Origin of the sequence: Hathewaya massiliensis, assembly GCF_902143515.1 — a bacterium.
Classification (GTDB): Bacteria; Bacillota; Clostridia; order Clostridiales; family Clostridiaceae; genus Hathewaya; species Hathewaya massiliensis.
This window is the reverse complement of the sequence record NZ_CABFVD010000005.1, coordinates 73785-99209: the sequence shown is the minus strand read 5'-3', so window position 1 is coordinate 99209 and position 25425 is coordinate 73785. Positions and strand designations below refer to the sequence as shown.

Genomic DNA, 25425 nt, shown 5'->3' with positions numbered 1-25425 from the left:
TAAATTCTCTACTCTATAGGGTACTTTTTTATTCTTTCCCATTTTTCCTATGGATTCTAGTTTATTTTTTAATAAGCTCTAGGTTTTCTTTTACAGGTTTATCTAATATAATATGCCCACCTAAACTCTCAACTTTTTTTCCCTCTACTCTAAATTCCACAGCTTTTACTCCTAGATCTTTATTTAATATTAAAGAGTTTGATATAGAATATAATGCCATGGTTTCTCCTGTACTACCAGCTATTTTGCCCTTTACATTTTCATCAAAGTCCACATAGGCAATTTCATCCTTAACCTCTACAGATTTAACTTTAATATTTTCATCTAAGGTTCTATTGAACCCTTTAGTGCTTGGCCCTTTTAAAAGTTCTTGTACTACGGTATTAGCTGAAAAATCTGCTATTTCTCTTTCTTCTTCAACTAAATACATTACATTTTCATCAGCAAAATAAAGTTTTACAGTTTTCTTCTCTTCACTTTTAGTCTTATCTTCCTTATTTTCATTTTCTGATGTAGGTTGATCTTTAGTCTCCTCTTTTTTATCTGAAGCAACCTCTTTATTTACTGCAGTTTTATTCTCTTTTCCTTGTTCCTTATTTGCACAGGCACCTAATGAAAAGCCCATGATTCCTATAATTAAAAATACACTTAAACTTCTAAAAAACTTTTTCATAAAATGCTCCTCCCTTGAATTAAAAATTCAATTACATTAAACTAGAGTCTTTAAATTAATATTAGGATAATTATAGTAACTTGTCAAATGAAAACTATAATTTTCTTAAATATATAACAAATTTACATCCACTTATCTTATGATCTAAAAAAACCTCTCCCTTATGTTTTTCTATAATTTTTTTTGTTATAGCAAGACCTAGACCTGTTCCACCTGTCTTAGAATTTCTAGCACTGTCAACCCTTACAAAGGGTTCAAATATATTTTCATGAAATTCTCTTGGAATTCCTATGCCATTATCTTCTATTACAATCTTAATCTTTTTCTTTAACTCCTCTAAACTTACCTTAATATTAACACCCTTTTCATTATATTTAATAGCGTTTAACATAATATTATTTATAGCCCTATACAGCTTCTTTTTATCAAAGTCTATAAATATAGACTTCTCTTCAATGTAAAATTCATAATTAATACCTTTTTCCTCCATCATAGGTATGTTATCTGCTATAATTTCCCTTAAAAATTCACATATATCTCCTCTTTCACAATTTAACATATAAGCATCATCTTCAACCTGTGAAAATTGAAATAAATCATCTATTAAATCATTAGCTCTTTTGGTATTATTATTTATAATTTTAAGTAATCGTTCTTCTTCAAGCTCATCTATATTTTCATGTTTCAATAAATATTCAGAATAACCTAAAATACTAGTTAAGGGATTTTTTAAGTCATGGGATATATCTAGAACCATCCTTTTTCTATTAGCTTCGGACTTCTCCCTTAGGTCCACTTCTTCTTGAATCTTAACCGTCATAAGGTTAAAAGCCTCTGCTAAATCTCCAATTTCATTTCTAGACTCCAATTTAACCCTTGCAGAATAATCTCCATTCTTAACCTTATTTACCCCTATTAATAAAAGCTCTAAAGGTTTTACAAAGGTTCTAGAAGTTAATTTTGAATATAAGATTATAGTTGAAATTAAAAATACAGTAATTATTATAGCATAAATGCTTTTTTTAACCTTTGTTATTTTTCCATCAGTGCTATCTCTATTTATTACATATGTACTTGTTAATACATTGTAGCTAAAGTTTTTGGGAAGTGCTATTAATAAAGTAAAATCCTTATTTTTACTTATCTCATAGGAATAAAAATATTTATTATCCTTATTTGCATTGCTTAAAAGGGATTGAAGTTCTGAGTATGAATATTTATATCCCCCTTTTTTGTTACTTCCCTCTGATTTTATTACCTTCATAGAATTATCTATTACCTCTATAAAGCCTCCATTTTTAGTGATTTCTCTCCCTTTTATTTTTCTATAATCTTCTTTTATTATATCCTGTGCTAAGATTTTATTTTTAAATTCTGTATCATATCGTAAAATATAATAACTAAATACTATAGTCAAGGATAAAAACAGCATTAGGATAAAAACTATTAAAAATAAAATATAATTTATCATTAGTTGATTGGACATTTTCTTACTGTTAAAAAGGGTGTTTACGACTTTAGCTCTTAATTTCATTCTACCTTCTCCAACTTATAACCTATACCCCTAATAGTTTTTAGATATATAGGGCTTTTAGGGTTATCCTCTATTTTTTCTCTTATATGACTTATATGAACCATTATTGTATTTGAGTCCCCATAATAAGGCTCTTCCCAAACTATTTCATAAAGCTGTTTTTTAGTATATACTTTGCCTACATTCTCCATTAGTATTTCTAAAATCTTAAATTCCTTTGCATTTAATATTACTTCTTTTTCATTCTTATACACTATGCAGCTTTCTTTATCTATCTTTAACTGACCAACTTTTATTTCACTTTTTTGAACCTTATTAGAGTACTTATAGTATCTCCTAAGATGTGCTTGTACCCTAGCTATAATCTCTATAGGACTAAAAGGTTTTATTACATAATCATCAGCCCCTAATCCCAAGCCTAAAATTTTATCTGACTCTTCATCCCTTGCAGTTATAAATATAACTGGAATCTCACTCTTCTCTCTAATATGTTTTAAGACCTTTAGTCCATCTATTTTAGGCATCATTATATCAAGTAAAGCTAAATCTATTTCATGTTTTTTAAATATATCTAAAGCTTCTTCACCATTAGAAGCTAAATGAACATTGTATCCTTCCTTAATTAAATGGAGCTCTAATAGCTCTCTTATGTCCTGTTCATCTTCCGCAATTAAAATATCCATATTATCACTTTCCCTTCTATGTAACATAATAATACACTTTGCCATCTTCTAAGGAGTAATTAATTAAGTTCTTATCCTTTAAATAAGTTAAGAATCCTGATAAAGAGCTTAAATCTAAAAAGTATTGCTTAATATTTAAAGAAAGTTCATTTAATATTATAATATTTTGCATCAAATCTTCCTTTGTAAGTGGTTGTACCAAAATTTCTAAAATCTGATTTTCATAAAATCCAATATTTTTTATATTCTTTTCTATTAAAGACATAAATTCTTCTTTATTTATAATATCCTTGCTATGACTTATGATAAAATAATCACAATCTACCTCACTTAGCTTCTTTAAAGAATTTATTGTATCTTCTACGTTATATAAGAATGGAAAAGAATATTTATCTAAAACTTCATTGCTAAATATGCTATCCCCTACAAAACATACCCTATCAGGTGTTATTATTCCTATTTGGCTCTCAGCATGACCACTTAAATTTAAAACTTGAAACTTTTCGTCATTTACTTTAATAAAGCCCTCTTCTAAAACCTCATGAATTTTAGAACACCCTCCCTTATTACAAAGTTCTTTTATAGGGTTACCTCCGTATAATATGGCAGGTTCTAAAAACTCATTTTCCACATATACTTTGCATATAGGAGAAGAATATATCTCAATTCCAGGGTAATTCTCATAAAAATACTTATTTCCTCCTGTATGATCACTATGATGGTGAGTATTTATTATATATCTAGGTTTTAATCCTGAGGATTTTAGCATATTATCTACTTTCCTAGCCGAAGTATTATTTATTCCAGTATCAAATAAAATGCATTGTTTGCTTTTAAAAGTGTAAACACCTATATTAGTTCCTCCTAATATTAGGTTTGTATTTCCATTAACCTTAATCATATTTATAAATTCCCTCTTCCTTATGTAAATTTACTTTTTAGAAATATAAGGATTATCCTTTATATAGAATCTCCAAGGGTAAAATCTAGCCTCTTCTGCATAATCTATACCAATTCTAGTGGTTTCAACTATTTTAAACTCTTCTTGATTTTCATCTTCTAATAAGTACAGTTTATCTCCTGTAAGATCCATCCCATTGTGTTCCTTTGTTATATTAAATGCCTTACATATCTTTCCAGGTCCACTAGTTAAATTTATAATGTCTTTCTTACTACACTGTTCCTTAGATTTATTATATCTATTTTTGCACATAAATTCTATATTTGAAATAGGCTCTAAAGCTCTTATAAGAACTGCTTCAGGCACACCTTCTAAAGATGCTACTATATTTAAACAATTATACATTCCATATATTAAATATACATAGGCAATGCCACCTTCTCTAAACATAACCTCTGTCCTTTTAGTCCTTTTTCCTTCATAAGAATGTGCTGCCTTATCCATAACACCCTTATAGGCTTCTACTTCTACAATTTTACCTATAAGTTCCCCTTGCTCCGTATTATGAACTAAATACTTTCCTAATAGTTCCTTACTAAGAGTTATACTATCTTTTTTATAGAAATCTATCTGAAGTTTTTTCATAAGACCACCTAATTTCTTAAATTAATAATTGATAAATTACTAAATCTTAAATTTATTATATAATTTATTATAAACTTAAACAACTTTTCTTAACAGTTTACACCCTAAATTCTATTTTATCCTAGTAGTTATTATAAAAGTATTACTTATTTTAGAAAACTTACTGCCATGGACTTTAAAAAACTTAGAAAATCCAGTTTTAAATTTTGTTAAAACCATAGAAATTAAAATTGTAATTGAAAAATCACAATTTTAATTTATAAAGGAGTAACCTATATTTTAAGTTACTCCTTTACTTTTTCTATAATGCTTATTCTGTTATTTCTTTCTGATATATTTTTTAATTTTAGTTTTAAAAACCTTTTACTATTGTACTTCCAAACACTAGAAAAGCATATGTAGCTTAAAAAGCAAATAACCCCTGTGCCAAGTGCATATATGAATATAAAATTTTTAAATGAAACTTTTTTAAAAATTTTTGATTTAAAAAATATAATACATGTTAAGTATATAATAGAAAATATCACTTCGTTTATAAGAACTCCCCGTTTAAAAACAAAGTTTTTCTTCCCCTTATTCTTTAAAACTTCCCATTCAAACATAAACTTAATAGGATTTCTAGTAAACATAATAAACACTTCCTTTAGCAGAATTTAACCCTATAACTACCCGCTGTAATAATCCCATCTTCTTAAATTTCAAATAAAAGAGCGGCTACGTCCCTGGATAAGGATTTCTAAGCTTTAGAGGCATAAAGATTTCCTCTAAAGCTAAGAACTCTCTTTATGTCTAATTATAGTATTACCGCCAAAGGAAATAAAATTCATAAAGTAAAAATTTTTTAAATATATACTTAAAATAAATAATTACTTAATATCTTGCTTATCCTCATTATATTTAAAATATATATTTGAATTAACGAAGCGTTTATACTTTTCCGTATTTTCAATAGAATCGCTTCTATTGATAAATACAAGGGATAATGCTTCCCAGAGGAAAACCCATCCTCCTATGTTCATACTCTCTGAAATTGTATTAAAAAGTACTGTAGGTTTAGACACTGAAACTAAGAACATTTTTGTAAGTAAAATTAGAAATGAAGTTAAGATATATAGAAATATCCTTTTATATGTAGCTCTAAGCACCTTTAATTCGGAATGAAGGTAAAAGGAATAATAAGTTTTTATACCTACCACTATAACCTCTTCTCGCCTTTTATCTTTTATTTCCTTTGGAATATAAAAACATATATCTAGTCCATATTTTCCAGGAATATCATCGGCACAATCTTCTAGAAAATATGCAAGCTCTGGATCCATGTCTCTTTTTTTATAGGAAGCATAGTCCCAGTCATTAAATACATCTGTGTACTTATCTAAAGCCACTTCTATTATGTAATTTCCAGTAATAGGATTTCTCTCATATATTTTTTGTAAATAATCAACATTTTTGCCCATTATAATTAGTTTCCTTCCCATAGTAATTTATACTATGATATTATTTTATACTATTTTTTGCATTTATACAAAAATAACATAATTGATAAACTGCATATAACATAATGTTAATTACTAACTTAATTGATTAATCTCTATTTCTCTTAATTTTTCTTTTATTTATAGCTTCTTATATATTTATTTATAAATTAGGCTTTGTTAAATATTTTTGTCCATATGATGGTTACGTAATTGCATATGAGCAAATTTTTTATCTAACACAGCTATAACTTAAAATAGATAGGAATACTCCTATCTATTTTAAGTTATGTTATTAAATTTTGTTTTATATTTAAACGTTTATTAACCTAAAGTTACATCCATTATCATCATAATAACAAAACCTATAAGTAATCCATAAGTAGCTATTCTTTCAAAACCATGTTCATGAGTTTCTGGTATAATTTCATCGCTAATTACAAACAACATAGCCCCTGCTGCAAAAGCTAATATAAATGGAAGTAATGGTTGTGCAATAGTTATAAGTCCTGCTCCCATAAGACCTCCTACTGGCTCTACAAGACCAGTTAAAAGAGCAATTAAAAATGCTTTTTTAGGGCTATAATCTTCCCTAATAAGGGCTAGGGCAACAGCAAGACCCTCTGGCATGTTTTGAAGTCCAATGCCTATAGCTAAGCTCATACCATCCTTAAAATTACCTGATCCAAAACCTACCCCTACAGCTAAACCTTCAGGAAAGTTATGTATGGTTATAGCAATTATAAATAACCACACCTTAGCTAAAGAAGAAGATGCCCCTTCCCTTTTATTTAATAAAAGATGCTCATGAGGTGCATATTTGTCTATAATATCTAAAAAAATTCCTCCGAATAATATTCCAATAGCAACTACTAAAGCCCCTTTTAATCCTCCCCCTGAAGCTTCTAGGGCTGGTACAATTAAACTAAAGCAAGTTGCAGCAAGCATAACTCCTGCAGCAAACCCAAGTAATCCATCTAGTGATTTATGAGATACTTTCTTGGTAAAAAGAATTGGTATGGCTCCAAGTCCAGTAGCAAGTCCAGCAACTAAACTCCCTAAGGCTCCATATAGTACAGTGTTCATATCTCTCATCCTTTCTCTTTAAAACAGACTAATATACCAATTTAATATATTAGTTCCATATAAAATTGTAAATATTGTAGCTAAAGCTATAAATGGTCCAAAAGGAACTACTTCCTTTCTTCCCTTTTTACCTGTTAAGATTAAAACTCCACCAATAATTCCTCCAAAAACAAAAGATGAAAATAGCATAAATATAGTATTAGAAAACCCTAAAAACACACCAGAAAGAGCACATATTTCAGCATCTCCCCATCCCATTCCACCTGTTAAAAGTATAATTACTGTTATAACTCCTCCACCTAATAAAGCTCCATAGATATAGGTAGAAGCTTGTCCCAGATAAAAATAACTTATTACTACAAAAATTCCACCTATAATTATACCACTCCAAGTAGTAAAAGTGTATACATCTGTAGTATCATAATCTATAAGTCCAATTAAAATTAAAAACACAGATAAAATTATAAACTTTAAAGTATCTAAACTAAAACCATATTTTAAAAACACTAAAAGAAAGGTTAACCCTGTAAAAAATTCAACTAGAGGATATCTTATGGATATCTTCTCCTTGCACCCTCTACATTTCCCCTTTAGCATACCCCAGCTTAATATAGGAACTAAGTCATACCACTTTATCTTAGTATTGCAATTAGTACAATGAGAAGGTGGATATACTACTGACTCCCCCTTTGGTATTCTATAAATACATACATTTAAAAAACTACCTATTACACAGCCTAATATAAATAAAGTGATTCCAAAAATAAAATTAATCTCCAAAATAAACCCTCCTACAACTAAACTTAATTAAATTATATATAATAATTCATAATACCTCCTTTTAGTATTAATATGTTACCGTCATATTTTAAATTAAGTTATAAATAATATGTAAGCCATTATTTATAACTTATATAATCCCTATGAGAATAATTCACAGGGATTATATTGTTTTAAGTCTATTTATCACCCACTCCTTCCACTTTAATTTCGCCATCTTTAGTGCATGTTGCCATAAACCCATCCTTTGCATAAGTGAATAGAGTATTTTCAGAATCAATAATTTTTATTGTTTGAACATCTGTTTTATTTTTATCGCAAACTTTTGTAGTTTTTAATTTATCTATATTTTCTAAACTATTAACGTTTGTTGGATACCTTCCATTTTCTGCATAATAAGTTTCCATTGCTGTATATACAGTTTTCGCTTCTGACATAACTGATTTTTTTCTTGCTTTATCAGTAAATCCCCCAAATTTGGGTAGCAATATAACCGCAAGTATTCCTATTATAGATATAACTACTATAAGCTCAATAAGTGTAAAGCCTTTTTTCTTGTTCCTAAATTTTTTTGAGTTTGACATTTAAAAAATCCTCCTTTAGATTTATGTATTATTGTATATTTTGCATAATGCTAACAATCGGTAGTATCACAACCAAGATAATAACTACCACTATAGACCCCTATTATTAAAATCATTATAGTCTCTATAAGTGTAGTTAATTATTCTACGATCTCTTCAGCTTCTTCATCAACTTTTTTATCTCTTCAATCCTAATTAACTCTTTATCATATCCTCTTTAGTATAACCATCTTTATAGTTGTCCATTCCAAAAATATTGTAAAATTTTTCACTATCTTATTTTTTAAAATTCCCCCAATAATTTGTAACGTTTTATGAATACTTATTAAAAAATATGTTCATTCTAATTTTCACTGAAAATTATACAGAAAAAAATTGCATAATAGAAGCACCCTTTTTATTATAAGTTTCTAGACAAAACTTATAATAAAAAGGGTGCTAATAAAATGAACAGAAAGTATTTATAATAAATGTCCACTCACTTTCACAAAATATACTACCTTGAAGAAAAAATCAACATCTTAAAAGATATATTTATTCCACCTTGTTAAAATATAAAATAAGTTCACTACATCTTGTTCATTATAAATTAAAATTTTTTCTATTTTTTCTTTAGGCATGTTATGAAAATACTCTTCACTTGTAATTATTTTACTAATGGTTTTCGCAAGATTCATGCCGCTAATATTTTCACCTTTCCTTTCAATATTAAAAATTTTTTCTAAATTTTTAAGTCCTATGCCCTCTTTTTTTGTCTTTTCATAATTTTTTTGAAGATCAATCTCTTTAAAATATTTTCTTACATCTAATGCTATATTTTTTTCTTTAAATAAATAGTCTATTACTGTGCAATCATTGTTTCCAGAAAAGGTAACCAAATATTGTTTTTTCAATTTGCCTTTTGCATGCTTTAAATATTTACAAACCTTATATATAATTTTGCTTGCATCCTCATTATTTTCTATCATATATTGGGTAAAAATTAAAGATTTTTTCTTCTTATCATAAATACAAGCACCAAAAACTCCAATACAAATTGGATGTTTATACACATAATGTTCTAAATCTAAAAATACGGCTTTTTCATAAATATTGGTCTTACCTTCAAATTCTAAAACTTGCTCTACTTTTATATTTTCAATTTTGATCCTTTTGGTTCTACATATCATTTTACCACTCTTTTCTAATCCTATTACTTCCTAGTATATACTATAATTAATTGCTTTAATTAAATCAACAACAGTTTGACTTTCATATAAAAAAATGTTAAAATTTCTTTATTAAAATATGATAATAACTTTCATTACGAGGTGACAAGTATGTGCATTTGCGACTTAAATTTAGGGCAAAAAGCCTTAATCTCCCATATTCAAGGAAACGAGAAATTAATGAAAAGACTTCAAGCTTTAGGCTGTATTGAAGGTACTGAAATTTGTCTATGCGCAAAGGCTCCTTTAGGTGATCCCCTAGTTATTAATATGAGGGGTTTTAATATTGCACTTAGGAAAAATGATGCTAAAAACATATTTATAAGGGAGGTTTAAAATGACTATTACAGCCTTAGTTGGTAATCCTAACGTAGGAAAAACAACTTTGTTTAATTATTTAACAGGCTCTAAACAGTATGTAGGAAACTGGGCTGGAGTTACTGTAGAGAAAAAAGAAGGACAATTAACTAAAGATATTAAAATTGTGGACTTGCCTGGTATCTATGCTATGGATACTTATTCTAATGAAGAAATAATCTCAAAAGAATTTCTTCAAGATGAAAGTGTAGACCTTATTTTAAATATTGTTGATAGTTCAAATCTAGAGAGAAATCTTTATTTAACTACTGAACTTAAGCAATTTAATAAGCCAATCATACTAATACTAAATATGATTGACGCAGCAGAAAATAAAGGTATTTATATAAACTATGAAAATTTAGAAAAGACCTTAGGCATAACTGTAGTACCTATTATAGCCTCTAAACATAAAGGGGTAGAAAAGTTAATAAATATTATAGAAAATAAATCTTATATGGATATAGCTTCTATGAACCTTAAAAGCTTCCCTAGCGAAAAAGAAACATATAAATATATTGAAGGGCTTTTAGATTCATGTGTAACTTTAAAAGAACATAATAAAACTAATTTAAGTGAAAAAATTGATAAAATAGTACTAAATAAATTTTTAGCTTTTCCAGTTTTCTTTTTAGTAATGTTTTTAATCTTCATGTTTACTTTTAATTGGGTTGGACAACCCTTGTCAGATCTATTAGACCAAGGATTAAATGAGCTTCTCATTCCGTTTATGCATAGTAAGCTAGACCCTTTTAGTAGCTTCTTATCTTCACTTGTAGTAGATGGAATAGTTCAAGGTGTAGGATCTATTTTGGTTTTTATTCCTATAATTCTAACTTTATTCTTAGGTATTTCCATCTTAGAAGATAGTGGTTACATGGCAAGAGCTGCTCTTATTATGGATAAATTAATGAGAAAAATGGGACTTTCAGGTAAGGCTTTTATTCCTATGATTGTAGGTTTTGGATGCTCTGTGCCTGGCATTATGTCAGCTAGAACCTTAGAAAGCGAGAAGGACAGAAAGCTTACTGCACTATTAGTGCCACTTATGTCTTGTAATGCAAGACTTCCTGTATATGCTTTGTTTACTTCAGTTTTCTTTCCTAAGCATGCTACCTTAGTAGTATTTTCTCTTTATCTTTTAGGAATTCTGCTTTCCTTTTTAATAGGTATACTTTTTAAGAATACTATATTTAAAAAAGATGAAGAACCTTTTATTATAGAACTACCTGATTATAAATTACCAGAACCAAGAAATCTATTTTTGCACACTTGGGATAAGGGAAAAGGATTTATAAAAAAAGCTGGAACCCTAATATTCTCTATTTCAGTTTTAGTTTGGTTTTTATCCAACTTCAATACTAGCGGAATGACAGATATGAACAATAGCTTCTTAGCATCTATTGGTAAATTTATAAACCCGATTTTTATTCCTCTAGGTTTTGGAAAATGGCAAAATTCCGTATCACTTTTAACTGGTCTTATGGCTAAGGAAGTAGTTGTTAGTACTATGGAAATTATTTATGCTGGTAACTTAAAAGAAGTTTTACCTAACTTTTTTAGCTCAGCTTCAGCCTTAAGTTTTCTAGTGTTTGTGCTATTATATACACCTTGTGTGTCTGTAATAGCTACTATGAAAAAAGAATACGGTTCAAAAATGGCTATATTCTCTGTAGTATATCAACTTATTTTAGCTTGGGTTGTTTCATTTATAGTATTTAATTTATTTAGTATTCTTATTTAAATATAATATAAAAGAGGAGATATTAATGGAATATATAATAATCGGAGGGATTTTAATCCTCTCACTTTATATTTTAGCAAAACAAGTAAAAAAACAACTTAAAGGTGAAGGTTGTAACAGTTGTCCTGGTGGTTGCAATAGCTGTAATGGTTGCCCTTCAAAAGAGGACTCTGTTATAAAAACAATTTCTAAAAAAGAAGATTAAATTTAATTAAGATTATAAAATACAGTATAAAAAAACTTGCAAATTTTACTTTGCAAGTTTTTTTATTAATAAGTATCTTTTATTATAAAGTCTATTTCTTCTCCATTATGATTTCCTTTAAGTATGGTATCAATAGCTCTAGCTGCAGCCTTTTTTGAAATATTGCTAAGATCAGATTTTAATTCAATATTGTTCTTTTGTGACAATACCCTTATGTATTTAAGTTGATTTTTAGTAATTGTAGGTTGCTTTATAATTTTAGGGTCTGTATCAATCTTATGCAATAATTTAAATAAAATAGGTAGATTTAATACGTCTTCATAGTTATGTAGCATAATAACATCTCTTATTTCATCGTTGTTTGTATATAAATACTGCTTATATAATTGAGCACTAAGCCCCCCATCAATTTGATCCCGTCTTTCTATTCCTAGGTATTTTTCAATAGTCTTAAGATTACATCTGTGAAGTCCAAATTGAGTATAATAAGGTTTTATTAGTCTATATAAATCTATATGATTCTCTGGTTCATTAAAAGGAATCTTATACATTTCCATTTTCTTTTTGATATAGGGTTCATCAAAAGCTATACCGTTATATGAACACCAAGAATTAAATCCTGCTAGATCCTTCTTTACTTCTATCATTATACTTTCTTCATCTTCTATATACTCTGCATAGTACTGTTTTATATAAAATTCCTTCCTATTTAAGTAATACCCTAAGGAAACCAACATTATAACATCTGCGACTTTATTAAATCCTGTAGTTTCAATATCAAAAAAAGCTACATTTTTTAGCTCGTACCTATCATAAACCTCATCAGGTACTATTAATTCAGTTTTACAATCTTTAATATACATTACGTTCCTCCAAACTAATTAGGTCTCAATAGTATATTATACACTAATTTTTTTTTCATGAGTACACATTTCTTTTAAAAACCGTTAATCATCTAAGATTAACGGTTTTTTCCTCTTGTTACTACATTTTCTCCACTACTGATATACCTAATATCTTTAGAGCATTTTCTATAACAGCACATGTACATTTAACCAATTTAATTCTTGCGTTTTTAAGCTTTTCATCTTCCGTATTTGCAATGTTATGGCTGTTATAAAATTTATTAAATAACTGAGCCACATCTAGAACATATCTTGAAATTACACTTGGCTCTAGCTTTTCAGCTGCATAATTTATAGCCTTAGAGAAATTAGCTAATTCTTTTACTAATTCAAATTCTTCCTTACTTTGTAGTAAATTAAAATCTGCTTCTCCTTCAATGTCCCCTACTTTTCTTAATATACTCTTTCCACGAGCATAGGTGTATTGAACATATGGTGCAGTTTCTCCATCAAAGCTTAACATTTCACCCCAGTTAAATACTATGTCTTTTTCTCTAGAATTCTTTAAATAGGTAAATACTACTGCTCCAATTCCAACACTTTTAGCAACTTGCTCTTTATCTTGAAGTTCTGGATTTTTCTTATCTATAACTTCCATAGTCTTATCTACAGCTTCTCTTAGTAAATCTTCTAGAAGTATTACATCACCTTTTCTTGTAGAAAGCTTTTTATCTGCAAATCTTACAAGACCAAAAGGTACATGAATACAATCATCTGCCCAATCAAAACCTGCTAATTTTAAAGTAGTAAATATTTGTTTAAAATGAAGACTTTGATCTTTTCCAACTACATATATATTTTTATGGAAATCATAGGTGTCTTTTCTATATTTAGCAGCTGCTAAGTCACGTGTTGCATAAATAGTGGCACCATCAGATTTTTTAATTATACAAGGTGGCATATTGTACTGGTCTAGCATAACCACTTTAGCTCCGTTGCTATCTGTAAGAATACCTTGTTTTTCTATATATTCTGTTATAGCTGGCATCTTATCACTATAGAAACTCTCACCTGCGTAAGAATCAAATTCCACACCTAATAATTCATAAACCTTAGAGAACTCTTTTAAACTTAAATCCTTAAATCTTTTCCATAATTTCACTTCATATTCGTTTCCATCTTCAAGCTTTTTAAAGTGCATTCTAGCTTCATCTTCAAGACTTGGATCCTCTTCTGCAGCATCATGGAATTTAACATAAATTCTTAAAAGTTCTGCGATTGGTTCCTTTTCTAGTGCTTCTTCATCTACCCATCTTTCATAGGCTGAAATCAATTTACCAAATTGAGTTCCCCAGTCGCCTAAATGGTTTATTCTAATGCAATTATAGCCTTGAAAACTTAAAATATTATAAAGAGAATTTCCTACTGATGTACTAAATAAGTGTCCAACATGGAATGGCTTTGCAATGTTTGGAGAAGAAAATTCTACTATTACATTTTTACCCTCTCCAATTTTACATGAACCATAGGTTTCCTTTTCATTTTCTATTTTTTCTAAAACATCTTTAGCAAAAACCCCTTTATTTACAAAGAAATTTAAGTATGGTCCAACAGCTTCAATCTTATCCATAACTTCTATTTCTAGTTTTTCCTTTAGTTCTGCTGCAATTAAAGGTGGCGCTTTTCTTAAAGTTTTAGCTAATTGAAAACAAGGAAAAGCATAATCTCCCATTTCTGATTGTGGTGGAATCTCTATTAACTTTTCTATAGTATCTATATTTAATTCTACAAGATTACTAATTTTTTCTGCAATTATATTTTTATAATTCATAATATCCCTCCATTATTAATGTAATTTTAAAACTGCTATGAAAGTAGGTTTACTACTTCATAAAAAACATTTATTTTTTTATAATATAAACATTTATTTTTTTATAATACATAGAACCTTATTTAAAAAAATAAAAAAACTCATCTCTAAAATATAGAGACGAGTTAATCGCGGTACCACTCTAATTGAATAGTATAACTAAAATATACTATTCCACTTAAAAATTTAACGCTTATGCGACATACCTTACTTAAGTTAAACTATTTCAGGCAGTTTCTCCAAGGCTCTATTCCCAAATCTTAAGTTTACAGACTCCCACTCTACTCTGCTCGCTTTAAACTTTTAAAAAAGGTACTCTCCTCTTCATAGAATTTACTCTTTATTCTATTAGTAACTATTATAATATTACAATTTAAATTTTGTCAACAGTATAATAAATTTTTATAAAGAAATTCTTAAGGTATCGAATAAGTAATGAAGTGACTTCCATATGGGCATCTTCCTCTAACACAGCCTTATGTTAATCATTAATTTTTTATTAAATACTTTGTCAGAGATTTTTGCCCATATGGCGGTTACGTAATCACGTATGAGAATATCCCTAACTCAGCATTATAACTCTATATTGTATAATATGTGCTTATAACTTTTTAAATATTCTAACCTCATATGATTTTAATTCAACTTTATCTTCAATAACTTCTTCAGTTACCATATCCTTAAGCTTCATGTCTATAATATCTACGGTCTTTTTATCTGTAGTAAAGTTTGATATAAATATAAACTGATTTTCTTCATCATAACGAGTTTGGGCTGTAACTCCATAAGGAAGTTCACTATCTATTACCCTCTTTATATCTATATCTTTTACAATACTGTGATAAAAATCACATAAGAATTCATCATTATTTCTAAAAGCTATATAATAAGCTTTGCCTTCTCCAAAATTGTTTACTGTAAGTGCTGGTCTTCCTGCATAAAAATCTTCTTCATATGTTGCAAGAACCTTTGCAGTCTCAGCATGGATTAGGTCACAGAATATTCTAGCTTCATATTGATTTTGCATTGAAAGAGAACTTCCACCTGCAAATTTCACATAATTTACATCCTCATCATAAAGTGCATCAAGCTCTTCTGACCATATTCCAGTAACTTTTCTAAGCGGTCCTGGGAAACCTTCAAGGAAGCATAAGTCATTTTCATTTACAATACCACTCCAGTAAGTTGTAACAAAGGTTCCTCCATTTTTAACAAACTCCTCTATTCTCTCTCCTACTCCTTCTCTTACCATATATAACATTGGTGCTACAAGAAGCTTATATTTTGAAAAATCCACATCCATATTTACTACATCTACTGGAACACCCATATCCCAAAATGCCTTATAATGTTTTTGGCAAGTTTCAAAGTAATCTTTTTTCTCTACCCTAGGCCCCTGTGCATCGTCTATAGCCCAGAAGTTTTCCCAATCATATATAACAGCAACTTCAGGCTCTACAGAGGTTCCAATTACAGGTGAAAGTTTAGATAGTATTTCTCCTACCTCTGTAACATCTCTAAATACTCTTGTATTTTCATGTCCACAATGATCTACTACTGCACCATGAAATTTTTCTGAAGAACCTCTACTCTTTCTCCACTGGAAGTACTGTACAGTATCAGATCCATGAGCTATAGCTTGAATTGAAGATAATACATGCATTCCTGGGCGTCTTAATTTAGCTACGGATTGCCAGTTTGTAGCACTGGGTGAACTTTCCATTAAAATAAATGGTCTTCCACCTTTTAAAGATCTATTTAAATCATGTATAAATGCTCTTCTACTAGCTTCAAGTGGTTCTGGTCTCTCTCCATGCCAATAAGGATAGTTATCCCAAGACACTACGTCAACATGTGGGGCAAACTTCCAATAATCTATACCTTCATTTAAGTTTACATATTCATCAAAATTTGTAGTCACAGGAATGTCTGGTGTTACCTCTCTTAAAGGTTGAATTTCATTTTTATAAAAATCTATAACTTGGTGTGATGTGAACCTCTTCCAGTCAAGATTTTGCCCATGTAAATAACATTCTCCATGTGGTGCTGGAGACTCAATTTGCGACCAATCAGTATATGTATGGCTCCAGAATTTTGTCCACCATTGTTCATTTAATTTATTTATATCCCCCTTATATTTTTCCTTTAGCCAATTTCTAAAAGCTTCTTGGCAATATTCACAATGACAATCTCCGCCAAACTCTTTAGATACGCCATATTCATTAGATACATGCCACATAATTAAAGCAGGATTATCCTTATATCTTTCTGCAAGTTTCCTATTCATTATCCTTGTTTTTTCACGATAAACTGGGGAACTGTAACAATGATTATGTCTTCCACCTTGAAGATTTCTTATCCTTGTATCTTGAACTCTTAATACTTCTGGATATTTAGCTGACATCCAAGCTGGTCTAGCTCCACTTGGAGTTGCTAAGATTACATGTATATTATTTTTATGCATTCTATCCATAATCTCATCTAGCCACTCAAATTCAAACCTACCCTCTTCTGGTTCTAAGGCTGTCCAAGAAAATATTCCAACAGCCACAACATTACAGTGGGCAAGTTTCATAAGCCTTACATCTTCATCCCAAATCCCTGGAACCTCTATCCATTGTTCTGGATTATAATCAGCACCATGTAAGATACGGTTAACTTTTTTACTTATTGGTCCATAATTTTTCATGTGTATCCCTCCATAAACCATATATTAATATACTCTATCTTAAATATAAATATAAACAAAGTTCTAAGCTTTAAAATGAGTTTTATTCCCACTAAAGCTTAGAAATCCTTATCAAAGGATTTACTCACCCAATCTTCCACTTTCATGAGGATTGGAATATTAAAATCTATAAAATTTTATTATAGAAAACCTTTTCTTATAAAATATAAATTAAAAATTTAAATTTACTCATTATATATTATATCAGATACTTTTCTTACTTGTAAGCTTTTTTATATAATAGTTATAATAATACAAAAACGTCTAAGTTAAACCCGCGAATGAGACTAAATAAGTAGAGTTCTAAGCTTTAAATTTTTACTTACACTAAAACTTAGAACCCTTTATTTAAATACTTAACCACTGTTTTCTTTTACTTTAAATAAGATAAAAATATTAGATTATAGTCATTAAGTCTTAAATATTATTATATCTTTAAAGATTAATTAATTCCAAATAGTTGCTTAGACTTTGAAAATGTGCTGCAGGATTATCTTTAATCATATTTCCAAGGCTATTAAAAAAAGCCTCTACATGTTTTATATATTTTTCATCTTTAGTAGCTTTATATAATTGCAACATGTTATTAGTAGCTATGGCATTTCCACACGGAGTAGCACCATCATAAGTTTCTATTGGTCTTAAAATGAGCTTTTCTCCATCTCTACCATAAAAATAATAAGCATTAACTTCAGAGGCCCCAAAAAGCTCCTCCATATGCTCTGTATATTTAATAGCCTTATTTAAAAACTCCTCTTCTCCTGTACTTTTATAAATTTCTATTAAAGCAGCTATAAAATATGCATAATCATCTAAATACCCTAGAAGTGCATTTACATTCTTATCTCCCTTAAAGCTTGCTAAAATTCGTCCATCTTCACGAACTAAATTCTCTTCAATAAATCTTAAAGTTTCCTTTGCATAGTTTATATACTCTTCCCTATTTAATATTCTCCCTCCATAAGCTAAGGCAGAAACTACCATAGAATTCCATGATGTAAGAACTTTTTTATCTTTAAATAATTTAAATCTATTTTTCCTATAACTTAATAATTTTTCTCTACACTGTTTTAAATCATCCTTATAAATATTAAGAAGTTGCAATTCCTTTTGTATTAAGTTAGGTATGTTTTTCTCTGCAAAGTTTCCCTCTTCTGTAATATCGTATAAACTACAGTATGTTTCACCTAGATCTTTTCCTAAAACCTCTAATACTTCTTCCTTAGTAAAGGTATAGTACTTGCCCTCTTCCCCTTCAGAGTCTGCATCCTCTGCAGAATAAAATCCACCCTTAGAATTCCTCATATCCCTTACTAAATAGTCTATTATTTCCTCTCCAACCTTTTTATATAGTTCTTTTCCCGTAAGTTCAAAGGCTTCAAAATAAACATAGGCTAATAGACCATTGTCATAAAGCATTTTTTCAAAGTGAGGAGCAAGCCATTTTTTATCTGTGGAATATCTAGAAAACCCAAAGCCAATATGATCGTAAATTCCTCCCTTATACATATTTTCTAAGGTATTTTCAACCATATATAAGGCATCTTCCTCACCTTTTACCCTAAAATACTTAAGTAAAAATCTTAAATTTTGAGGTAGAGGAAACTTAGGTGCCCTTGCAAAACCACCGTAATTTTTATCATGAGCCCTTTTAAGATAACCATATGCCTTTTCTATAGTTTCCTCATTTACCCCTGCTCCTTTTTGAATTTCTTCAGAATTTAAAAGAGCCTTAACTATATCCTTACTAGACCTTTCTACTAAGCTTCGTTCTTCGTTCCAAGAGTGAATAATAGAATATAAAATCTCCTCAAAGGTAGGCATATTGTACCTCTTTTCTTTTTGAAAATAAGTACCTGCATAAAAAGGTTCTTTTTTAGGAGTTAAAAATAAGTTAAGTGGCCATCCACCACTGCCTGTAAGTGCCTGACAAGCTGTCATATATACATGATCTACGTCTGGCCTCTCTTCTCTATCTACTTTTATACTAACAAAATACTTATTTAAAATATTAGCAATATTTTCATCTTCAAAGGATTCTTCTTCCATAACGTGGCACCAATGGCAAGCACTATAGCCAATGCTTAGGAATATTGGCTTATCTTCATTTATTGCTTTTTCAAAGGCCTCTTCTCCCCAAGGATACCAATTTACAGGATTATAAGCATGTTGCAATAAGTAGGGACTACTTTCATTTATTAATTTATTAGGTTTTCTTTCCTTAAACTCTAACATATTAAGCCTCCATATATATTGTGTTTTCTATAGTTTATCACTATTTAATGCTTACTATCCATAGACTATAATATAAATATATTTCTAAGCTTTATCCATGGAAGTAACTGCTCTTTTGTAACACTTTAAAGAAAATCATTGGATCCAAATCTTCGATTTGGTGAATCTGCCATAGGAATATTAGAGAGGCTAGTCATTGAATAAAACTATAAATAGGTATATAAATTCAGGTAGAAGTTTTACCTCTACCTGAAACTTAAAATACCTTATACATAAACTTAATTATTCTATAATAAATAAGTATGAAAGAAATGCCCTTCAATTATATACTAAGTTTTACACCTTAAATTTTTGAACCATTTCATTAAGAGTCTGTGCAAGTTCTGCCTGATTTTGAGCTGTATGTGCTATTTGTTCCATAGCTTGAGCAGATTCATTAACACTTTCCTGGATACCATTTGAACTTTCTGATGACCTTTGTGCCATCTCTGCCATAGTTTGAACCGCTTCGCTAACTTGATTTATTGTAGCTGAAATTTCTTCAGTCATGGAAGCTATCTCTTCAGACATATTATTCACAAAATTTCCGTCATTTTGATATTGTTCTCCTATACCTATAAAGGTTTGAAATTGTGGTGAAATTTTATCATTCATAAATTTTAATAATTCATTACTATTTCTAGATAAATTTTCAAAAGCATCTTGAACCTTCTCTATAGTAGACTTAACACTTCCCACAGCAACTGAAGATTGCTCTGCTAATTTTCTTACTTCTTCTGCAACTACAGCAAAACCTCTTCCCTGTTCCCCTGCTCTTGCAGCCTCTATAGCAGCATTAAGGGCTAATAAATTTGTTTGTTCTGATATACTTGCAATGGTATCTGCCATAACCTTAATATCCCCAACAACCTTGCCCTTCTCAATATCTTTTAGAATTTCTTTTTCCATTTCCCCATAAAGTTCATTTGTCTTTTCAGCAGCAATTTTACTATCTTTTTCTATCTTAGAAGCTCTATTTCTTATTTCAATTGCATTACTACTTCCATCAAGAGCTTTATTTGATAATACAGATATACTTGAATCTACTTCCTGTACTGATGCAGAGACCTCTTCAGCTGTGGCACTATTTTCTTGCACTCCAGCATTAATCTCTTTCGTTGATTCATTTATACTTTCAAATTTTGAAGTCATCTCCTCAACAGTTGCTGATAATTCCTCACTTGACGCACTTATATCTTGTGCACTATACATAACATTTTTTATTAAAATTCCAACGTTTTCTTGTGCTCTATTTAATGCTTCTCCAGTTTTTCCAAATTCATCATTGCTTCCTATTGTAATTGAAGTTGAAAAATCATAATTTGATAGTCTTTCAGCCAAAGCTCTTATATTATTTAAAGGTTTTATTATAGCTCTTATTATTAAAATTGCACATATGACTAATAATATAATTGCTCCAATTATAATACCAGTACTTAATCTAATTGCATTATCGAATGCAATTTCATTATAATCTATTGCATCTTTAGCCCACTTTTTATTTTGTTCTACTAACTTATTTAATATGGACTCCATATCATTTCTCTTTTTATCAACTTCTTCAAAAGCATCTTTTGCTTTATCAACTTTTCCACTTAAAACTAACTCATAATAGTTTTCTCTGATTTTTCTATATTCACCTAAAGTTATCTCAAATTGTTCTATAAGTTTTTTATCTTGTTCTTTGGTAATTGCTGATTTATATTGGTTAATGTCCTTATCATTTTCTCCTGCAAGTTTTTTTATTTCCTCATATGTTTTTTTTCTTTCGCTTTCATCCTTAATATCTTGCATTAAATATGTATGGTGATAAATATCTGATAAGTTCTTGTTTATGCTATTAATAGCAATAATTCCACATATATTATCATAGTACAAACCATCTCCTGATTTGTTGATTTTATCCATATTAATTATACCTATTGCACTAGTAACACCCATTAAAATAGCAATTATAACAAAACTTGCTATTAATTTAACAGATATTTTAAGATTTTTAAAAAAACTCATTTTTTATCCTCCTTGTATAATGTAGTCATAACATTCAATAGAAAACTATCTATTATTCTAATGAACATTAAGACAAATCTTTTTATTATTGTTCTAATTATTTCTGCCCGATAGGGCGTTTATTTCATACCTAAATTAAGTTTTCTATTAAATCTAAATTGAAACCTATACAGTTAAATATTTTGATATAATATCTCCTGAATAGAAGATAGATGGTTTCCTCCTGGGAAGTGACTCTATCGAGTCATTAATACCCGTAAAAAAGCGTATCATTCCATCAGTGAGAACTCTATGTTTAGCTGGTTGGGTTTCCAATTTGGAACTACCCGTGTCACAGACAAGGTTATAGAATTACTGATAGAAATGGAATATCTATTCTATCTCAAAATAAAGGAGATAATAAATATGAGTAAATTTTTTTATAGACCAACAGTTGGAATTGATATATCAGCAGACTTTTCGGTAGTTGCTATACTAGCACCTGACGGTGAAGTTTATAGAAAGTCTTTTAAGATTATGCATAATAGAAATGGTTTTGATTACCTAGTAGATCAAATAAAAAAAGCGGAAGAAGAGTTTAACATGAAAACGGCAATTTTCATGGAATCTACTGGTGTATACCATCTTACTCTTTTCCACTTTCTTAAAGATACATTTGAAGTATGTATCCTTAATCCACTCATTACTAATTGTAACAAGAATGGTGACATAAGAAAAGTGAAAAATGATAAAAAAGATGCATTAACCATTGCTACTATAGGTAAATTTCAAAATGTTAAATATTCTTCTAATTTTGATGTTGAAATTTACACTTTAAAGTCTCTTTGTAGAGATTACTATAAATTTACTGATAGCAAATCTACGTTTAAAAAGAAGCTTTCTACTGATTTAAGAGTTATTTTTCCTAGTTATAGCTCTGTCTTTTCAGACATTACTGGTAAAACATCAATAGCTATATTAAAAAAATATTCTAGTCCTGAAGCAGTTTTAAGTGCTGATAGAGATGAACTTATTAACCTCATTTCAACAACTTCTAGAAAAGGACTAGCACATAGTGAAAAAACTTATAAAAAGCTATATGATGCTGCTGAAGAAGCTGCTTACATTGGTCTTAAATCACCAAGTCTATTTGTAAAAATAATTAATACTATCGCAGTAATAGAAGCACTAGAAATCCAAATTGGAAATCTATTAACTGAAATTCATCTATTAATGCGTAGCAATAGGATCTCTGATGAATTTAAGAAAAATGTGCGATTACTTTACTCAATACCAGGTGTTGGAGAACTAACTGCCATCACAATAATGAGTGAAATCGGCAATATAAAAGGCTTTGTTAAACCTAAGCACTTAGTTGCTTATTTTGGCTTAGATTCTTCTGTTAGCCAATCTGGTAAGTTTAACAGTGACAGAAATGCCATGTCTAAACGAGGTACCAGAATAGGCCGTAGGGCCTTATACGCTGTCGCGTTAGCATCCATACGTAAGAACAGAAATGGTGAACCTATAAATAGAGTTCTCCTAAATTTCTATAATGAGAATATGAAAGATAAAAAGAAAAAAGTAGGCTTAGTTGCAATAATGCATAAGTTAATTAACTACATATTCTCTATTCTTAAAAATCAAAAAGAGTATGAACTACGTGACCCCAAAATACATTCAAAAATGTACCTAAACAACAACTCAAAACAAGCAGCCTAACGGCTAAAATAATTAGGAATTATTTTCCATTGTTCGTGTTTTTCAATGGATTTTTTGTGATGCCTATTTTTATAAATAAAAATTTTCATAAAAACTTATTGACTTTTACTAGCTGGTCTTTAAGGTTCATTTGTATGTTTAGTGATTACAAATTAATATTATATACTATTTTAAATAATAAATTTAAAATAATTAAATATATTATTATCTTTATAATATATAACTTTTTAAAATATACATCAAGTTATTTTTCAAACATGAATTATTACAATATACTAGAAAGCATATTGTAATAATTTCTTTTTTGAGTTACTATTAAAAGGTATATACTTAGGTTCTCGAAAGATTTAGAATTGAGGTGATAAAATGAAAACTTTTAAGGTATTAAACGAATTCTTCAAAGAAAACAAAATTAAATATATTCTAGGTATTATTATACTAATAATTGCAGACTTACTTCAACTTGTAATGCCTAGATTATTGGGTAAGATTACTGACTCTTTAGTATCTAATAGTATTTCCATGAAAGAAATTTATTACTATATATTTCTTATAGTAGGTATTGCTGTGCTTATAGGAGTCTGTAGGCTTGGGTGGAGAGTTTATATAATGGGAAGTGCAAGAAATATGGAGTTTTGGCTTAGAAACAAATTTTTCTCCCACCTTGAAACTCTCTCAACAAATTTTTATAACAATAATAAAACTGGAGACTTAATGGCTCATGCAACTAACGATATTCAAGCTGTTAGAATGGCCTTTGGTCCTGGAATAGTAATGGCTACAGATGCTCTTTTTTTTACCCTATTTACAATTATAACAATGATAATAAACATTGATGTAAAACTTACCTTAATAGCTCTAATCCCTCTTCCTGTAATAGCATTACTTATAATCTTCTTTGGAAAAGAAGTTGAAAAGAGATTTAAAATAGTTCAAGATTCCTTTGCAAAACTTACAGATAAGGTACAGGAAAACACCTCTGGAATTAGAGTTGTAAAATCTTTTGTTCAAGAAGAAAATGAAATTAAAAAATTTGAAGACAGTAATAAAGATTATGTAGAAAAAAACATGAAATTAATTAAAATGTATGGTTTTATGTACCCTATGGTAACCTTTATTTCGGCTTTAAGTTTTATTATATCTCTATTTTATGGAGGATATTTAGTAATTGATAACAAAATCTCTCTTGGACAATTAGTATCCTTTATTACTTACCTAGGACTTTTAACTTGGCCTATGATGGCTATAGGTGGAGTTGTTAACATGTTCCAAAGAGGAACTGCATCTATGGAAAGGTTAAATGAAATCTTTTATACTATGGCAGATGTATGTGATAATAAAGATACCTTACCTTTAGAAAAAATTCAGGGTAAAATCCAATTTAATAACTTAACTTTTACCTATCCTGAAAGTAAAAAACCTGCACTAAAAAATATAAATCTAAGTTTAGAGAATGGTAAAACACTTGCCATTATAGGCAGAACTGGAAGTGGTAAGAGCACCCTTGCCAATCTAATTTTAAGAACTTATAATACACCTGAAAATTCCCTACTAATTGATGGAGTAGATATAAATAAAGTTCCTATAAAACTTTTAAGAGAAAATATAGGATATGTTCCTCAGGATAATTTTTTGTTTTCTAAATCCATAAAAGATAATATAGCTTTTTATAAGGAAAATGAAGAAATTAAAAATATTGAAGATGCTGCAAAAGTATCTCAAGTATATGATGAGATTATGTCCTTTCCTCTAAATTTTGAAACAAAATTAGGAGAAAGAGGGGTTAATTTATCTGGTGGACAAAAGCAAAGAATTTCAATTTCCAGGGCAATTATTAAGAAACCTAAAATTTTAATCTTAGATGATTGTCTTTCTGCCGTAGACTCTAAAACAGAAAAAAATATACTAAAGTTCTTAAAACAAGAAACAGAATCCAGAACCTCTGTTATAATCTCACATAGGATCTCCACTATAAAAGATGCAGATGAAATCATAGTTCTAGAGGATGGAGAGATTATAGAAAGAGGAACTCACGAAGAACTAATAAAAAATAAGAGATTTTATAGTGAATTGCATAGAAAACAAGAACTTTCAGATAAACTAGAAAAAGAAGCCTAGAGGA

At 29.2% G+C, this 25425-nt stretch carries 21 protein-coding genes and 1 other annotated feature; of the genes, 5 read left to right on the top strand and 16 right to left on the bottom strand.

Annotated features, from left to right (window positions below):
* Positions 1-61: 61 nt before the first annotated feature.
* The 11 genes from FNZ64_RS10280 to FNZ64_RS10230 all read right to left on the bottom strand — a co-directional run bounded on the left by FNZ64_RS10280 (position 62) and on the right by FNZ64_RS10230 (position 9530).
* Positions 62-673 carry a GerMN domain-containing protein gene (locus FNZ64_RS10280; RefSeq protein WP_142414723.1) on the bottom strand — a complete coding sequence of 204 codons (612 nt, stop codon included), beginning with the start codon at positions 671-673 and terminating at the stop codon, positions 62-64.
* A 94-nt stretch (positions 674-767) separates the two neighbouring features.
* The gene (locus tag FNZ64_RS10275) at positions 768-2207 is read right to left on the bottom strand and encodes a sensor histidine kinase (protein ID WP_142414722.1); all 1440 of its coding nucleotides are present in this window, start codon (positions 2205-2207) and stop codon (positions 768-770) included.
* Positions 2204-2890 carry a response regulator transcription factor gene (locus FNZ64_RS10270; protein WP_142414721.1) on the bottom strand — a complete coding sequence of 229 codons (687 nt, stop codon included), beginning with the start codon at positions 2888-2890 and terminating at the stop codon, positions 2204-2206. Before FNZ64_RS10270 ends, FNZ64_RS10275 begins: the two co-directional genes overlap by 4 nt.
* 16 nt (positions 2891-2906) lie before the next feature.
* A complete protein-coding gene (locus FNZ64_RS10265) occupies positions 2907-3791 on the bottom strand; it encodes an MBL fold metallo-hydrolase (protein ID WP_341472633.1) in 885 nt (294 codons plus the stop codon).
* A 30-nt stretch (positions 3792-3821) separates the two neighbouring features.
* The gene (locus FNZ64_RS10260; RefSeq protein ID WP_142414719.1) at positions 3822-4436 is read right to left on the bottom strand and encodes a DNA-3-methyladenine glycosylase; all 615 of its coding nucleotides are present in this window, start codon (positions 4434-4436) and stop codon (positions 3822-3824) included.
* A gap of 284 nt (positions 4437-4720) precedes the next feature.
* Positions 4721-5065, bottom strand: a complete 345-nt coding sequence (locus tag FNZ64_RS10255; RefSeq protein WP_142414718.1) for a hypothetical protein — start codon at positions 5063-5065, stop codon at positions 4721-4723.
* Between the two features lie 237 nt (positions 5066-5302).
* Positions 5303-5893 (bottom strand): hypothetical protein, encoded by a 591-nt coding sequence (locus FNZ64_RS10250; protein WP_142414717.1) that lies wholly within the window; start codon positions 5891-5893, stop codon positions 5303-5305.
* 342 nt (positions 5894-6235) lie between these two features.
* Positions 6236-6997, bottom strand: coding sequence for a ZIP family metal transporter (locus tag FNZ64_RS10245; RefSeq protein WP_142414716.1), 762 nt, complete (start codon positions 6995-6997; stop codon positions 6236-6238).
* 18 nt (positions 6998-7015) lie between these two features.
* Complete coding sequence (locus FNZ64_RS10240; protein ID WP_142414891.1) at positions 7016-7771, bottom strand: prepilin peptidase; 756 nt, start codon at positions 7769-7771, stop codon at positions 7016-7018.
* Between the two features lie 185 nt (positions 7772-7956).
* The gene (locus FNZ64_RS10235) at positions 7957-8361 is read right to left on the bottom strand and encodes a type II secretion system protein (protein ID WP_142414890.1); all 405 of its coding nucleotides are present in this window, start codon (positions 8359-8361) and stop codon (positions 7957-7959) included.
* 521 nt (positions 8362-8882) lie between these two features.
* Entirely contained in the window at positions 8883-9530 is a 648-nt protein-coding gene (locus tag FNZ64_RS10230; protein ID WP_142414715.1) for a ribonuclease H-like domain-containing protein, read from the bottom strand.
* 150 nt (positions 9531-9680) lie between these two features.
* Between FNZ64_RS10230 and FNZ64_RS10225 the strand changes: the two genes are divergently transcribed.
* From FNZ64_RS10225 to FNZ64_RS10215, 3 genes are read left to right on the top strand one after another with little or no spacing between them, the layout of a single operon-like run.
* A complete protein-coding gene (locus tag FNZ64_RS10225) occupies positions 9681-9905 on the top strand; it encodes a FeoA family protein (protein ID WP_142414714.1) in 225 nt (74 codons plus the stop codon).
* A 1-nt stretch (position 9906) separates the two neighbouring features.
* A complete protein-coding gene (feoB, locus tag FNZ64_RS10220; RefSeq protein ID WP_142414713.1) occupies positions 9907-11670 on the top strand; it encodes a ferrous iron transport protein B in 1764 nt (587 codons plus the stop codon).
* Positions 11671-11695: 25 nt separating this feature from the next.
* Complete coding sequence (locus FNZ64_RS10215; protein WP_142414712.1) at positions 11696-11875, top strand: hypothetical protein; 180 nt, start codon at positions 11696-11698, stop codon at positions 11873-11875.
* A gap of 65 nt (positions 11876-11940) precedes the next feature.
* On the opposite strand, the gene FNZ64_RS10210 is transcribed toward FNZ64_RS10215, so the two are convergent.
* The 5 genes from FNZ64_RS10210 to FNZ64_RS10190 form a co-directional block, all read right to left on the bottom strand.
* Complete coding sequence (locus FNZ64_RS10210) at positions 11941-12738, bottom strand: ribonuclease H-like domain-containing protein (protein ID WP_142414711.1); 798 nt, start codon at positions 12736-12738, stop codon at positions 11941-11943.
* 121 nt (positions 12739-12859) lie between these two features.
* The gene (argS, locus tag FNZ64_RS10205) at positions 12860-14551 is read right to left on the bottom strand and encodes an arginine--tRNA ligase (protein WP_142414710.1); all 1692 of its coding nucleotides are present in this window, start codon (positions 14549-14551) and stop codon (positions 12860-12862) included.
* A gap of 152 nt (positions 14552-14703) precedes the next feature.
* Positions 14704-14927, bottom strand: a binding site (T-box leader).
* 264 nt (positions 14928-15191) lie between these two features.
* On the bottom strand, positions 15192-17279 hold the full coding sequence (locus tag FNZ64_RS10200; RefSeq protein WP_142414709.1) for a beta-galactosidase: 2088 nt from the start codon (positions 17277-17279) through the stop codon (positions 15192-15194).
* A 474-nt stretch (positions 17280-17753) separates the two neighbouring features.
* Positions 17754-19553 (bottom strand): thioredoxin domain-containing protein, encoded by a 1800-nt coding sequence (locus FNZ64_RS10195; RefSeq protein ID WP_142414708.1) that lies wholly within the window; start codon positions 19551-19553, stop codon positions 17754-17756.
* 336 nt (positions 19554-19889) lie between these two features.
* Positions 19890-21602 carry a methyl-accepting chemotaxis protein gene (locus tag FNZ64_RS10190; RefSeq protein ID WP_142414707.1) on the bottom strand — a complete coding sequence of 571 codons (1713 nt, stop codon included), beginning with the start codon at positions 21600-21602 and terminating at the stop codon, positions 19890-19892.
* A gap of 405 nt (positions 21603-22007) precedes the next feature.
* Between FNZ64_RS10190 and FNZ64_RS10185 the strand changes: the two genes are divergently transcribed.
* On the top strand, positions 22008-23303 hold the full coding sequence (locus FNZ64_RS10185) for an IS110 family RNA-guided transposase (protein ID WP_142413321.1): 1296 nt from the start codon (positions 22008-22010) through the stop codon (positions 23301-23303).
* A gap of 366 nt (positions 23304-23669) precedes the next feature.
* A complete protein-coding gene (locus FNZ64_RS10180; protein ID WP_142414706.1) occupies positions 23670-25421 on the top strand; it encodes an ABC transporter ATP-binding protein in 1752 nt (583 codons plus the stop codon).
* Positions 25422-25425: the final 4 nt, after the last annotated feature.

Coding starts and splice junctions, on each gene's coding strand:
- FNZ64_RS10280 (WP_142414723.1), bottom strand. CDS start 673: ATGAAAAAGTTTTTTAGAAGTTTAAGTGTATTTTTAATTATAGGAATC.
- FNZ64_RS10275 (WP_142414722.1), bottom strand. CDS start 2,207: ATGAAATTAAGAGCTAAAGTCGTAAACACCCTTTTTAACAGTAAGAAA.
- FNZ64_RS10270 (WP_142414721.1), bottom strand. CDS start 2,890: ATGGATATTTTAATTGCGGAAGATGAACAGGACATAAGAGAGCTATTA.
- FNZ64_RS10265 (WP_341472633.1), bottom strand. CDS start 3,791: ATGATTAAGGTTAATGGAAATACAAACCTAATATTAGGAGGAACTAAT.
- FNZ64_RS10260 (WP_142414719.1), bottom strand. CDS start 4,436: ATGAAAAAACTTCAGATAGATTTCTATAAAAAAGATAGTATAACTCTT.
- FNZ64_RS10255 (WP_142414718.1), bottom strand. CDS start 5,065: ATGTTTACTAGAAATCCTATTAAGTTTATGTTTGAATGGGAAGTTTTA.
- FNZ64_RS10250 (WP_142414717.1), bottom strand. CDS start 5,893: ATGGGCAAAAATGTTGATTATTTACAAAAAATATATGAGAGAAATCCT.
- FNZ64_RS10245 (WP_142414716.1), bottom strand. CDS start 6,997: ATGAACACTGTACTATATGGAGCCTTAGGGAGTTTAGTTGCTGGACTT.
- FNZ64_RS10235 (WP_142414890.1), bottom strand. CDS start 8,361: ATGTCAAACTCAAAAAAATTTAGGAACAAGAAAAAAGGCTTTACACTT.
- FNZ64_RS10230 (WP_142414715.1), bottom strand. CDS start 9,530: ATGATATGTAGAACCAAAAGGATCAAAATTGAAAATATAAAAGTAGAG.
- FNZ64_RS10225 (WP_142414714.1), top strand. CDS start 9,681: ATGTGCATTTGCGACTTAAATTTAGGGCAAAAAGCCTTAATCTCCCAT.
- feoB (WP_142414713.1), top strand. CDS start 9,907: ATGACTATTACAGCCTTAGTTGGTAATCCTAACGTAGGAAAAACAACT.
- FNZ64_RS10215 (WP_142414712.1), top strand. CDS start 11,696: ATGGAATATATAATAATCGGAGGGATTTTAATCCTCTCACTTTATATT.
- FNZ64_RS10210 (WP_142414711.1), bottom strand. CDS start 12,738: ATGTATATTAAAGATTGTAAAACTGAATTAATAGTACCTGATGAGGTT.
- argS (WP_142414710.1), bottom strand. CDS start 14,551: ATGAATTATAAAAATATAATTGCAGAAAAAATTAGTAATCTTGTAGAA.
- FNZ64_RS10200 (WP_142414709.1), bottom strand. CDS start 17,279: ATGAAAAATTATGGACCAATAAGTAAAAAAGTTAACCGTATCTTACAT.
- FNZ64_RS10195 (WP_142414708.1), bottom strand. CDS start 19,553: ATGTTAGAGTTTAAGGAAAGAAAACCTAATAAATTAATAAATGAAAGT.
- FNZ64_RS10190 (WP_142414707.1), bottom strand. CDS start 21,602: ATGAGTTTTTTTAAAAATCTTAAAATATCTGTTAAATTAATAGCAAGT.
- FNZ64_RS10185 (WP_142413321.1), top strand. CDS start 22,008: ATGAGTAAATTTTTTTATAGACCAACAGTTGGAATTGATATATCAGCA.
- FNZ64_RS10180 (WP_142414706.1), top strand. CDS start 23,670: ATGAAAACTTTTAAGGTATTAAACGAATTCTTCAAAGAAAACAAAATT.